12 protein-coding genes are annotated in these 13617 nt (G+C 59.5%); all 12 read right to left on the reverse strand.

The genetic code is table 11. The annotated features are described in order from the left end of the window. Window positions 1-30: 30 nt before the first annotated feature. Window positions 31-2958, reverse strand: coding sequence for a DUF2723 domain-containing protein (locus HZB60_05930; protein MBI5059304.1), 2928 nt, complete (start codon window positions 2956-2958; stop codon window positions 31-33). Continuing rightward, window positions 2952-4022, reverse strand: a complete 1071-nt coding sequence (locus tag HZB60_05935) for a glycosyltransferase family 2 protein (GenBank protein ID MBI5059305.1) — start codon at window positions 4020-4022, stop codon at window positions 2952-2954. Before HZB60_05935 ends, HZB60_05930 begins: the two co-directional genes overlap by 7 nt. An 87-nt stretch (window positions 4023-4109) precedes the next feature. Continuing rightward, on the reverse strand, window positions 4110-4859 hold the full coding sequence (locus tag HZB60_05940) for a tetratricopeptide repeat protein (GenBank protein MBI5059306.1): 750 nt from the start codon (window positions 4857-4859) through the stop codon (window positions 4110-4112). Then, a complete protein-coding gene (locus HZB60_05945) occupies window positions 4856-6664 on the reverse strand; it encodes a protein BatD (protein ID MBI5059307.1) in 1809 nt (602 codons plus the stop codon). Before HZB60_05945 ends, HZB60_05940 begins: the two co-directional genes overlap by 4 nt. Continuing rightward, window positions 6661-7392 carry a tetratricopeptide repeat protein gene (locus HZB60_05950; GenBank protein MBI5059308.1) on the reverse strand — a complete coding sequence of 244 codons (732 nt, stop codon included), beginning with the start codon at window positions 7390-7392 and terminating at the stop codon, window positions 6661-6663. Before HZB60_05950 ends, HZB60_05945 begins: the two co-directional genes overlap by 4 nt. Then, complete coding sequence (locus tag HZB60_05955; protein ID MBI5059309.1) at window positions 7389-8453, reverse strand: VWA domain-containing protein; 1065 nt, start codon at window positions 8451-8453, stop codon at window positions 7389-7391. Before HZB60_05955 ends, HZB60_05950 begins: the two co-directional genes overlap by 4 nt. Further along, window positions 8450-9433, reverse strand: coding sequence for a VWA domain-containing protein (locus HZB60_05960; GenBank protein ID MBI5059310.1), 984 nt, complete (start codon window positions 9431-9433; stop codon window positions 8450-8452). Before HZB60_05960 ends, HZB60_05955 begins: the two co-directional genes overlap by 4 nt. Beyond that, entirely contained in the window at window positions 9430-10350 is a 921-nt protein-coding gene (locus tag HZB60_05965) for a hypothetical protein (GenBank protein MBI5059311.1), read from the reverse strand. The genes HZB60_05960 and HZB60_05965 overlap by 4 nt, the downstream gene beginning before the upstream one ends. Further along, window positions 10347-11222 carry a DUF58 domain-containing protein gene (locus HZB60_05970; GenBank protein ID MBI5059312.1) on the reverse strand — a complete coding sequence of 292 codons (876 nt, stop codon included), beginning with the start codon at window positions 11220-11222 and terminating at the stop codon, window positions 10347-10349. Before HZB60_05970 ends, HZB60_05965 begins: the two co-directional genes overlap by 4 nt. Before the next feature lie 42 nt (window positions 11223-11264). Next, a complete protein-coding gene (locus HZB60_05975; GenBank protein MBI5059313.1) occupies window positions 11265-11945 on the reverse strand; it encodes a CPBP family intramembrane metalloprotease in 681 nt (226 codons plus the stop codon). Window positions 11946-11984: 39 nt separating this feature from the next. Further along, on the reverse strand, window positions 11985-12974 hold the full coding sequence (locus HZB60_05980; GenBank protein MBI5059314.1) for an AAA family ATPase: 990 nt from the start codon (window positions 12972-12974) through the stop codon (window positions 11985-11987). A gap of 152 nt (window positions 12975-13126) precedes the next feature. Further along, window positions 13127-13591, reverse strand: coding sequence for a tetratricopeptide repeat protein (locus HZB60_05985; GenBank protein MBI5059315.1), 465 nt, complete (start codon window positions 13589-13591; stop codon window positions 13127-13129). Window positions 13592-13617: the final 26 nt, after the last annotated feature.

The following is a 13617-nucleotide window of genomic DNA, read 5'->3' on the forward strand; positions in this document are numbered from 1 at the left end:
AGTGCTCGGCAGAATCAAGTTAGTGGTTGACTATTTGGTCGGCGCAGCGGCGATCGAATCCACCGCTCCGCGATTGTCCAGTTGGTCGAGCCGGCGTTTGGCCCCGGCGTCGGTTGGATGCTTGGCGATCCAGTCGTTGAGCACCCGTTTGGCGCGTGGCGTGTCTCCGAGCGCCTCGAGCGCTTGCATCAACGCCCCGACGGCCTGACCATCGTTGGCATCGAGCTTGAGGGCCTGCTCGAACATATCCGCCGCGATCGAAAAGGCCTGGGATTGGTAGAGTTGACCGCCCGCCTGATAGTACATCTCGCCGGTCGGATTCGCGCCCAGCGCACTGCGCAGGATCTTGTGCGCCTGCGCGGTGTCGCCGAAACTGGAGATCCACATGGCCGCCAGCCGGCATTGTGAGTCAAAGCGCAAGTCCTCGCGGGAGGTTGCCATCTCGAGCCGGCGTCGCAACTCCTCCGGTTTCCCAAGATCCGCGTACATCCGGCCCAGCTGAACCGAGAGATCGGGATTGCCAATCGGTCGGATCGCCTCCGGAATCGCGCTGTCCATCTGTTCGAGCAGCGTCAAAGCCTTCTGTCGATTCGGCAGACGATTGAAATTCTCGAGTCGATCCGCCAGCGCGGCCGGAGCGGCGGCCGTAGCCCCGGTGTCCGGCAAGTTCGAATAATAGTAGGCCAGTTGCAGAAAGGCGGAGCGATAGTTCTGCAGGAGCTTCGAGACGTTGTCATCGAAATGCACGCCCGGATCGTCGATCCCGCGGAAATGTCCCTGAAACGTCTTGAACAGATGCTCCTGAATCCGGACCGGATCGATCTGCTGGTCTTTCTTGGGATTCACTTTGAAGACGAGACCTTCCATGGTCAGCCAGTCACGCAATCCGATCATGTTGCTGTTGGCGACCGTCACGGCGAAATAGATCGGTCGTGGCACGGGCGTCTTGCTCGGATCATAGTTCGTCTTCAGCATGTCGAGGATCATCATGTCCTGAACGCGCAGGAAGTTCGGCGTGCGGCTGGTCTCGCCTTCCTTGAACGGGATGTACATGGCGGCCGGCATGGTCCAGGCCATCTTACCGACGGAAGTGTTGAGCTCGATCTTCTGCTTGTCCGGCGGCCAGTAACGCGCCATAATTGCCTGCGCGTCGTTCTCCTCGAGGTAGCGATCGATGTACTGATCCGTGTAGGAAATCGGCACCATCGGCTCGCGATGCTTGAGCTGTTTGATGTACCAGCCGGTATTGAGCAGACTCAGGTTGACCAGGCGCACGTCCTTGCGAACGCCGGCCACTTCTTGCAGGTACCAGACGGGGAAAGTGTCGTTATCGCCGTTCGTGAACAACAGTCCGTTCGGCTCGCAGGACATCAGCATGTTGTAGCTGTAATCCCAGGCCACGTAGTTGTTGTCCCGGTCGTTCATCTCGTAGTTGTTCGCCAACAGCATCACGGGTGACAACAGCAGCAGCAACACGGTCGTCGCAATCGCCGCCGCCGGCCGCGAGGACTCCTGTTGGATCCGTTTCGCCACCCATTCGATGACCGCGGCCGCACCGATCCCGATCCAGAGTGCATAAGCGAAGAAAGCACCCACATAGGAGTAGTCACGTTCGCGCGGCTGCGGGTCATCCTGATTCAGGTACAGGATGACCGCGTATCCGGTCATAAAGAAGAGCGCGGCGACGAACAGCCAGCCGGTCTTGTCCTTGGCGAACTGGTGGAAGATACCGATCAGGCCGAGCGTGAACGGAACGCAAGTCAGGATCGCCAGCCAGCGGAGAATGCCCTGCGGATTCTGGGTGATCGCACTCAGGATCGAGTAGTTCGGTGACACGCCGGCGTCCTGGAATTCTTCCTGCGGCGCGCCTTCGCGTCCGATGAATTGCCAGAACAAATAGCGGTTGAACATCTTGTTAACCTGATAGCGCCAGAAGAAATCGGATTCGCTGCGATACTCCGGGTTCTTGTTCCACATTCTGGGGAACATCTTACGATCGCCGTACTGCTCGCGATTCAGGTATGAGAGATAACGCGCCGGCGTGTCCGGGTCGTTTTCGTCGATCGACGGATTCAGACCCGAACGGATGTAAATCATGGAATACGACGAATAGCCGATGGTGATCAGCAACAGGCTGCCCATGGCGACGCCGATAATCCCGTGTTGATTCTTGACCGCCCACCAGAAGATCAGGCCGATCACCGCCACGACGGCAGCCACCGCCCAGAACGAGCCGAATCTTGTCGCCAAACCGGGCAGCCATTTGACCACGCCGGGATAGATCATGACAAAAGCCACCGCGGTCCCGGCCGCCATCGCCGCAAATGAAGCCAATTGGAACGACCGGCGGCGGAAGTACATCACCAGCGCCAGCGCAGGCAGCGCGAGCACCATGAGCAAATGCACGCCGGTGGATAGCCCGATCGTGTAACCGATCATCATCAGCCAGCGTTCGTTGCCCGCTTCATCCGCCTTCTCATGCCAGACCAGAATAAGCCACACCACGAGGTGTGTGAACAGTTGGCTCATGGCATAAACTTCCGATTCCACGGCATTGAACCACATGGAATAGGACCACGACAGGCTGAGCGCGCCGACCACGCCGCCGCCGTAAGTAATCCACTGATCGAGCCCGCTTTCTTCGCGACCGCGAATGTGACGGATCAACCGCACGATGATCAGGTAGGCCAACAGGATCGAAAAGGCGCTCGCCAGCACCGACATCCACGTCGCCCGGACCCCGATATCGGCGGAAATGGGCAGGATGGTAAACACTCGACCGATCAGCAGGAATAACGGCGAGCCCGGCGGATGGGGAACGCCCATGGTATAGGAACACGCGGCGAACTCACCGCAATCCCAGAACGAGCACGTATCCGCCATTGTCAACGCATACACCACCAGCGAAGCCAGGAAGACGCCGGTCGCCACCCAGCGGTGCGTATCGAATTTCACCATCTATTCAGGAGTTGAGAGCAGAGTTTCTGGTTATGAAAATAATACCGCCAAATCACGGAATGGGGGAAGATCACGTGCTGCAGGTCGTGATCGGCAACCTTCCTCAACCGCTGCACCGCCCTGCGCTTGCGGAACACATTGCGCAAATTCCGCAAGACGTAGAAATGCGCGGCCAGCACAGCGAGCGAGCGCTTGGGTTCCCGCTTCACGGGCGACGCCACGACGGTCACCCAGTCCAACATCCAGCGCACAGTCAGATTCCGCCAGAGGCCCGGCGCGCCAAGATTCTTCAACATCATCACCAGACTATTCCGGTGGTTGTAATACATCTTGTGGTAGCGTTCCGCGGATAGCGCCGCTCCGGCCCAATGGTAAACGACTCCCCGTGGAGCAACTTTCACGGTCCAACCCGCCAGCCACAAGCGCCAGCACAGATCAAGTTCTTCCATATGCAGGAAGAAATCGCTGTCCAGTCCGCCCACGTCATAGTAGGCGTCGCGACGAATAATCAGCGCGGCACCGGTCGCCCAGTGAATCGGAATGACGTCGTCATACTGATGTTCGTCGCGCTCGACCGTGTCAAAGACCCGCCCGCGCACAAACGGATACCCGTATCGATCGATGAACCCACCGCTTCCGCCGGAATACTCCAGCATTTCGCGATTCTGAAATGACTTCAGTTTCGGCTGTACCGCGGCGAGCGTGGGCTCAGCTTCGAGCAGTGCAATAGCCTGATCAAGCCACGCTGGCTCAACTTCGACATCGAAATTGAGCAGGACCGCGTACTTCCCCGTGGTCCGGTCCAGCACTGCATTATATGCGCCGCTGTAGCCTAAGTTATGATCGAGGGGGAAGAGCTGGACGGAGGGATGATGTCGGCGCAGGTATTCGAGACTGCCGTCATTGGAGCAGTTGTCAACAACAGCAACTTCAATGGGCTGATAGTTCGACCGGGCGAGGCTCTCGAGGCAACCCGGAAGGAACTTTAAACCATTGTAATTCAGTATGATAACAGAAACGAGTGGCTGCTGTGACAGTCCGCACTCCTTAGGTACGCAAGTCAAAGAAGGTAATGAATCTACCCCGGATTGTCAAGGGTATTTGCACATTCCCCGTGCCGATCCAGAGTGGGATACGCAGTTTTTGCACGTTCATATCTTCTCCAAGTCGGCTGCGCTGATCCACCCCTGCCGGCCATCGACGAGCGCGATGCGAGTCCAGCCTGTCAGGGTTTCGCCGATTTTGACTGAAGTACCGTTGTGCAGGGCAAACAACTGTTTGCTGCCGTCATCGGGGGCGGAGTAGACGTCGGTCTTTTCGGCCATAATGACACCGCGCGGCTGCAGCTCAACCACCGCCCGCCAGCCGTACCAGGCACCCGCCAGTATGAACAGTCCCAAGGATGCGACCATCACTCGCTGGACGATCCGCCGGGCCCACCACGGCTGCAGCAGACGAAGCGCGGCAACCAGGGCTGCAATCACGCCCAGCGCCTGCAGCGCCGCGGCCAACTCCCGCAGCGTGAGCGTGTCCCGCAGCGCATCGACCCAATTCCAGATCGCCAGCCGGATCGGGGGGTCGATCCGATCCACAATCCGTCGTCTTGCTTCCTCGAGATTCGCCTGCAGATCCCGCTCTCGCGGCAGGTCGGCTCGCGCCCGTTCGTAGTAGAGAATTGACCGGCCATAGTCGCCCTTGCGGAAATAGGCGTTCCCGAGATTGAAATACGTCGGACCGCTGGCCTCCCCGGATTGGAGGATGCTTTCCCACGCGCTGACCGCACCGTCGATCTTGTTTTCGCGATACAGGCGCAGCCCTTCGTCGAATCTCGCGAGCGGATCGGACTGCGCAACAAGGGATAGTCCCAACACCAGGAATGCGATCGAGCACGGTAGCCTCATGCCGCGGACTCCTTCGCCTTTGCGCCGCGACTGAACTCCGCGATCACCTGCTTCGCGCGTTCCGTTAACTGCCCGGCGGTCGTTAAGTCCGCCGAGCCCACGGCAAACCGGACGAGATTGCAGTCGCGCTGCAAATCGAGAATCTGACTCAGGAGTTCAGGAGACTCGCCTTTGTCGAGCCAGGCATCGCGCAACAAGATCGGACTGCCCGATTCCGTGATGTCGGCTCCCGAATGCGCGAGAATGGCATCCAGACACGCGGACACATCGCGGCAGGCGTCCAGCGGCTGCTTGGCGGAGATCGCTTTCAGGGCGAGATTGAGTTGCTTCTGGGCGGCCTGTATCTGGCGGACTCGCGACGGCCTGGCTTGCAGAGCGGCGGCGCGCCGGGTCAAGACCAGATGCAATGCGGCCAACCCCATCCATGGTGCTCCGGTCAACAGCCAGAAATTGTATTCCCGATGCGGCCGGGAACCGCGCGCATGAAAGGAACCGGGTTTGGTCTTCGCGAACGCGATATCCGTATCGACGGAGGTGACGTCACGCCGCTGGACTTGCGCGGGCGTTCCGCTCCCGGGAGCATCCCCGCGATCCACAGTCAACACAATCGCGGCGGTCGCGATCGTCGCGTACTTCTCCGTCGCGGGGTCGAAATACGAATATGCAATTTCCGGGATCCGCTGCACTCCCGGCGCGCGCGGAATCAGCACATACTCGAAGATCTTGGCCCCGCCGATTCTGCCGCCGCTGCGATTGATCTGTTCACTCTGTTTCGGATCGTACCGGTCGAAATCCGGCGGAAAACTAATCAGCGGTTCCGGCAGCATCTTAATGTTACCCGTACCTTCCAGCCGGACCGTCAATGTCACCGCGTCGTTCGTGCGGGTCGCCGGACGGTCCACCGTGGCGCTGATTCGGAGCGAGCCGACGGCGCCATTGAAGCCGGGCGGCGCGCCGTCCGGCAGCGGTGCGACTTTCAGTTTCACGGGCGGAGATTGCACCTTGACTTCCTCGCGCGGCGACCCCAGCCGGAAGAACGGATCATTAAAGATATCGAACGGATCCCGGCCACGACTGCGCGAGCGTTCGACCTGCGTGGTGACGATCATCGGCTCGATTTCAAGCTCGCCCGACCCCGTCGCGAACATGGCGAATTTCCGAATCACCGCGGCCTTGTAGGACTTGCCCCCGATCATCTCGTCGGTCAACGTGAGTTGATTCGGCATCGGAATCTCTTCCACCCAGAACCCCGCCGCCCGCGGCAACTGCGTGATCTCCGGACTCGTCATCTGCACGTTGAAGAAGATCTTGTAGGAGACGGTCACCTGTTCACCCTGCACCAACGACGTCTTATCCGGAATCGCCCGAATGAATACGTTATCGGCGGCGCCCGGCGCGTCCGCGCCACCTCCGCCGGCCGGCGGCGTGGCCGCGCCCGCCGCCAGAATCTTTACCGAAATCGGGTTGGTCGTAAACGTCTTTCCCTGATACACCAGCGAAACCGGACCGATTTCACCGTGTCCTTCCGCCGTCGCACGCAACCGGTAGGTATAGATGATCGAAGAACTCGTCCGGCCGTTGACCATCGAGAAGTTCGTGCTCGAGAACGGCCCCCCCGTCACCTGCAGTTTGCCGAGCGTGGGAAGCGCGGGTGACGGTACGCCCGACGAGGCACCTTCAAAGGTGACCGTGAGCGACAGCGCGTCGCCGACGCGCACGGGATTTCGGTCCACGCTCGCGGCCAACCTGTATTGTGCAAAAGCGCCGGCAGCGGTCAGCAGCAGCGCGAAGACGATCGCTCTCACCAGTCCTTCTCGCGTTTCTTCCGCGCCGCCACCTTAATCTTCTTTACGTCTTTCAGCGCCTGTTGTTCGTTAGACAGCAACGCGTTCAGCAGCCGCTCGGCTTCTTGCTTGGACATCTGCTTGCCGGCTTGTGGTTGGGCCTGTTCCGCTGGTTCCTGCTCCTGCTGCTGATCTTGCTGCTGCTGCTGATCCTGCTGCTGCTGTTGATCTTGATCCTGCTTCTGATCTTGATTCTGCTGCTGCTGGGTCGAGTCCTGCTTTTGCTGCGGTTTATCCTGCTGCTTGTCTTGCTGCTTCTGCTGTTGCTGTTGTTGCAGCATGCGCCGCGCCAATTCAAGGTTGTAGCGCGCCTCGTCATCGGCCGGGTTGCGCTTGAGCGACTCGACATAAGCCGCGATGGCTTTATCGTATTTCTGACTCTCGAAATAGGAGTTCCCCAGATTGTAAAGCGTGTGGCTTTGCTCGTCCGGCAGTTGGTCGGGACCGAGCGATCCGATGTAGGCCTGCTCCGCTTTGTCGAACTGCTGCTGCTGGTACATGACGTTGCCGAGGTCGTACATCACGACGGACGTGTCGGCTCCCTGTTCGAGCGCGGTCTTGTAATGCAGCAAGGCGGCGTCATTCAGGCTGTCTTGCGCGGCTCGATTGCCGCGCTTGACCTCCTGCCGCGGGTTAGCACAGACCGTCACCGCGCAACAGATCAAAGCGATCAGCACCGCTCGACTCATGCGTCCCCCGCCAGCTTCCGGCCGCGGCGGAATTTCGGCAGCACGACCCGCCATCGTTCCTCTCGCTTCCGCTCGGACACGAAAAATTCTCCCAGCAGCAGCAACAGTGCCGGGAGTACGAGGTAGGCGAAACGATCCTCGAACGACGTGAATTGCTTCTTCCCGAATTCGGTCTTTTCCATCTGGGCAATATCATCCCAAATCGTTTGCAGCTCCTGCGCGCTCTGACTGCCGCGCAAATAGCGGCCGTCGCCCGCGTCGGCAACGCGTTCGAGCAGCGGCTCGTTCAGGCGCGTCACGATGACTTCGCCCTGGGGATTGCGCTTGAAACCCGCGGGCAGTCCGCGCTCGTCGCGCAGTGGAATGGGCGCGCCCTGCGGAGTGCCCAGCCCGATCGCATACACGCGAATTCCCGCTTCCGCGGCTTTCCGCGCCGCCTCGACGGCTTCTTCCTCCTGGTCCTCGCCGTCCGTGATGACCACGACAACGCGACTCTTGGCTTCCTCCTCATCAAACGCGCGCGTCGCCTGTTCCAGCGCTTCGGTGATGACCGTTCCCTGTTCCGGAATGATCTCCGTGTTCATGATTCGCACGAGCATCTTGACCGCGCCATAGTCCATCGTGAGCGGGCAATGCGTGATGGCGCTTCCGGCAAACGCCACGAGCCCGACCCGGTCCCCCTTCAGCCCGCTGACGAACTTCAGAATCTCGTTACGCGCGCTCTCGAGTCGCGAGGGCCGGATATCCTCGCAGAGCATGCTGGTCGAGATATCCAGCGCGATCACGATATCGATGCCCTGCCGCTTGACCTCTTCCAACTTCGTGCCGACCTGCGGATTCGCCAGCCCGATCACGCTCAGGGCCCACGCGGCGGCCCACATCCCCGCCTTGATTCGGAGCCGTGCCGGACTGAAGGCATAGGCGATCTTCGCCAACAAGCCATCCGCGACAAACAACTCCGAGGCCTTGCGCCGTTGTCGCAGTCCGTACCAGATCAGGCCGAGCCAGAGCGGTAAGAGCAGGAGCATCCATAACAGCCACGGGTACTCGAACTTGATCATGGCAGCTTACGCAATCCCCAGATCGAGAGCAAGAACTCAAGCGTGACCGCGGCCAGCGCGGCCCACAGCCACGGGTGGAAGACTTCGGCGACGCGCCGGTATTCCTCGACATTCACCTTGGTCCGTTCGAGCCGGTCGATTTCCTCGTAGATCTTTGCGAGCTTCTTCTCGTCGGTCGCGCGGAAATACTTGGCTCCGGTCATCGCCGCAATCTCCTTCATCATTTCTTCGTCGATGGTGACCGGCACCTGCTGATAGCGTTTGCCGAATACGGTCTCGACCGGATACGGCGCCATGCCCTGCGTTCCGACGGCCACCGTGTACACCCGGATTCCCAGCGCGGCGGCCGCCTGTGCCGCCGTGACCGGGTCGATCTCCCCGCGATTATTCTGGCCGTCGGTGAGCAAAATCACGACCTTGCTCTTGGCTTCGGACTCGCGCAGCCGGTTCAGCGACGTGGCCATCGCCATTCCGATCGCCGTCCCGTCCTCCACCATGCCGGTTTTCAGGTCTTTCAATAGACTGACCACGACCTCGTAGTCCGTCGTGAGCGGACACTGAGTAAAGCTGACGGCGGCGAACGGGACCACACCGATTCGGTCCGACTCGCGTCCGGTCACGAAGTCCTCGGCGACCTTTTTCGCGGCCTCGACACGGTTGGGTTTCAGGTCCTCGGCCAGCATGGACGTCGAGGTATCGATGCAAAGCATGATATCGATACCCTCCACGCTCTTCTTGACTTCTTTGTCAAATACCTGCGGTCGTGCGAGGACGACGATCATGAATCCGATTGCCAGTTGCCGGAGCACGAACGGCAAGTGCCGCAGTCGCACGCGCCACGTCTTGTTCGCGCCCGTCAACGCCGCGAGGGAGGGGAAGCGGAAGTCGGTCCACCTCCTCCCTTCCCGCCAGAAATGGAAATAAGCCAAAACCGGCAGGACCAACAGCGCCCACAGCAGTTCGGGATGGGCGAATTTCACGCGGCGGCGGCCTCTTCCGGTCTCACGGCTTCGCTTTCGACCTTTGTCAGTACCAGCATCTCATAACCCAATTCGATGCACTGCCCGGCCCGGTTGGGCGACGGAATCAACTTGGCGAACTTCACCAGATCAGACTCTTGCAAGACCGGCAACAGCCGTTGCCGGAGCTGCGGATGGAATCGCGCGTCGTCGAGTTCGTATTCGAGTTCAAACGTCGTCATCTCCAGGGCCGGAAAGCCGAACCGTCGCTCGAGATAATTGCGCATGATATGGCTGTAGTCAACATAGAACTCTTTCATCATGCCGCGTTCGGGATACTTGCGATCTTTCAGCAGCAACAAATCCCGGACGGCCTGCTCATAGGGGGGTAATTCGGGTTCCAGCGCCGCGATCTCGGCCGCGGTCTGCTTGCGAAAGTAGCGCCGCCAAATCCACCACGCACCGAGGGCCAGCGCAATCGCCGTTGGGATCCACCAGTAGGCATACAACTCTCGCCAGCGGAACTTCTGCTCACGATATGGCTTCAAACCGCGAATTGCCGCCGCGGTATCCGGCAATGACGAGACGATGACGACGTGCTGCGGCTGCGTGTAAAGCGTGTCCGCCCCGCCCGCTTTGCCCACGACTACCGGCAACGGCGGCAGCTCGAAGCGGCCCGTATCATAGACGGCGAGCACATAGGCCAGCGCGCCCGTCTTCGCGTAAGCGGCGGTATCGATGTGCAGCAACTCGAACGGCGTGTCTTCAGGCAGCTGCACGGATACCGGCCTGCCATCGGCGCCGCTCACCGTCACGGAGAGCACCAACTCCTCGCCGATTCTGGCTTGCCGGGGACTGAGCTCGGTAACGACGGTCGCGGCGCCGGCGACGGAGCACAGTACGGCGATAACTTGAACGGCGAATACCAGCAGTTTCACCGCCGCCGTTCCCTCCGCTGGAAGAACTGAATCAGCGGTCGCACATAGTCCTTATCGGTCGTGAGCGGCAGGTAATCAACGCCGGAGCGTTGCGTTTCCGATTTGACCGCCGCCTGCCTGCGCCGGAAATTGGCATCAAGCAATTGCCGGACCTTTCGTGACGATGTGTCCACCCACATCGGCTCGCCGGATTCGGCGTCATGCAGTCGGATCAGACCGACATTGGGCAGCGTCTGCTCGCGCGGATCGGTCAGGTGTACGGCCACGAGGTCGTGCTTCTTGCCGACGATCCGCAGCGCGCGTTCATAACCTTCGTTCATGAAATCCGAAATCAGAAACACAATCGCTTTCTTCTTGACTACGTGATTGAGATGTTCGAGCGCGGCCTTGATATCCGTCCCGCTGCGTTCCGGCTCAAAGGTGAGCAATTCGCGCAGGATGCGCAGGATGTGCGTCTTGCCCTTGCGCGGGGGAACGAACTTCTCAATCTTATCCGTGAATAGAATCAGTCCGACCTTGTCGTTGTTCTTGATCGCGGAGAATGCGAGTACCGCGGCGAGTTCGGCCGCGACTTCGCTTTTCAGGCTCTGTTGCGACCCGAACATGGCCGAGCTGGACATGTCGCAGAGCAACATCACCAGCAGTTCCCGTTCTTCTTCGAACAGCTTGATGAACGGGTGTCCCATGCGCGCGGACACGTTCCAATCGATCGCGCGCACGTCATCGCCGATCTGATATTCTCTGACTTCGGCGAAGTTCATGCCCCGCCCCTTGAACACGGCATGATACTCGCCCGAGAGAATCTCGTTCACGACGCCGCGCGTCTTGAGTTCGATCTGGCGCACCTTACGCAGAATTTCGCGGGTGTCCATCATAAGATCGGCCGTGAAACCAAAGGAAACAGCCTCATGCTTTCATGCTAACCAGAATCCAATCACTGTGCCACCAGCATTCGCGGACGTGTGGGCGACCATCGCCGCGATTACACTGCCGCTGCGTTCCCGCAGCGTGCCCGCCAGTCCGCCGAGGATCGCCGCGAACAGCGCGACCACCGCGACAGCCGCGCCGCTCATTCCCAGGCTCAAGAGTCCAAGGTGCATCAGACCAAAGAAGACGGCGCCAAACAAGACCGGCAGCGTGATCCGGTACGTGCCAACGCGGAATCCGACCTGACCGAGGCTGCCGAGCAAGCCCTGCAACAACCCGCGCACCAGCAGTTCCTCACAGGCGCTTGCCCAGATCCAAACAAAGAGCACGATTTGCCAGAAAGTGAACCGCTCGGTACCCGAAACCTCTTCGTCCGTGAACAGACTGAGCACAAGCGTGGACACAACACCTATACCCAAGCCACCCCACATTGCCGGTCCCCATACGCGTCCCACCGGCACGGTAAATCCGAACTGTGACCACTGCCCCCTGCCGATCAAGGCCATCAAAGCCAGAGCCACAGCCGCCATGGCACTATGTGTCACGGCGGGAATCAACCACGGCCGTGCTTCGAAATCGACTCCGCCCCCACCGATGGCCAAGCCGACCGCGGAACTTGCTGCGAGCACACCCACGCCCATTAGAAACACCAGCACCAGTCGCTGCATGATCTCCTCCGGTGAAGTGCGGGGCACCACGCTTACGCCTTACGGCACCTCGACGGTGTTGAAAATCTTGTTGATGATATCCTCGCTCGTCATTTCTTCGGCTTCGGCCTCATAGGTAACCGTGACGCGATGCCGCAGCACATCGAGCCCGACCGCGCGGATATCTTCGGGAATGACGTAGCCGCGCCTCCGCAGAAATGCGTGGGCCCGCGCGGCTTTCATCAGGTAGATCGACGCCCGCGGGGACGCACCGTACTGAATCAACGGCTTCAGGTCGGGCAACTTGTGTTCTTCCGGCTTGCGGCTGGCAAACACAATATCCAACACGTATTGCTCAATCTTGGGGTCAACGTAGATCGACTCGATCAACGCTCGCGAGTCCAGGATTTCCTGCGGCGACACGACCGCCATCACCGGTGTGGACTCGGACTTCGCATAGGTGCGCATGATCCTGACCTCTTCGTCGCGCTTGGGGTAGTCGATCTTCACCTTGAGCATGAAGCGATCCACCTGCGCTTCGGGCAACGGATAGGTCCCTTCCTGCTCAATCGGGTTTTGCGTCGCCAGCACGAGAAACGGCTCCGGCAGCGGATAGGTTGCATCGCTGATCGTGACCTGCCGCTCCTGCATCGCTTCCAGCAGCGCGGACTGCACTTTCGCCGGAGCGCGGTTGATTTCGTCCGCCAACACAAAGTTGGCGAATACCGGCCCCTTGCGGGTGGTGAATTGCCCATCCTTCTGGTTATAGATCAGGGTGCCGATCAGGTCCGCCGGCAGCAGATCCGGTGTGAACTGAATGCGCTGGAACTTCGCCTGCATGGTTTGAGCAAGTGTCTTGATCGCCAGCGTCTTCGCCAGACCGGGCACGCCTTCGAGCAGGATGTGCCCGCCCGCGAACAATCCAATCAGCAAGCGGTCAAGCATATATCTCTGGCCATAGACGACCTTACCGGCTTCAAGGGTAATCCGGTCGGCGATTTCCGAGGCCAATTTGATCCGTTCGGTGAGTTCCTGAATGTTCTGATCCATGATCCCTTATGATTTATTTCACCACAAAGCCGCAGTCATGCCGCGGCTCGTAGGTTTAGACACGGCGGGCCGTGTCAAAGTTCCTGTGAAAAAAAGAATCCCCAACCACGTGGGGACCTTTCCAAATACTCTGGAGACACCACCCCACCGGCCTATTTCGCCTTAGCCGCCGTGTCCACCTTGGCCCCTGCACCGCCGTCCTTGGCGAGGATCTTGTTCAGTTCCTCGATCTCGTTGACGTCTTGTCCGAGATGGTCCAGCTCCCACTGAGCATCTTTGACCAGCTGGTGCTCGGGATACAGCTTGATAAAGTCTCGGTAGGCGCCCTTAGCCATATCCATATTTTTCAAATGGTTGGCGTAGAGATACCCGATCATGAATTGGCACTGCGGAGCCTGCGGCGACTTCGGATGATCCTTGACGATCTGCTGGTATGCCGCGATCGCGCCCTGGAAGTCATTGGACTCTTGAAGCTGCTTGGCTTTCTCGAAGAGTTCGGATTCGGATGGTCCTTTCTTGCAACCGACGACAGCGACCATCACGATCAACAACAAAACGGCCCATTTATTACCGTTCAGCATGCTTGCCAACCTCTGTTCATGGGATAGATTATTCAAGGCAAGAATATACGTTAGAAGCAGTT

Source organism: candidate division KSB1 bacterium (assembly GCA_016214895.1).
In the GTDB taxonomy this organism is placed as follows: Bacteria; Electryoneota; RPQS01; order RPQS01; family RPQS01; genus JACRMR01.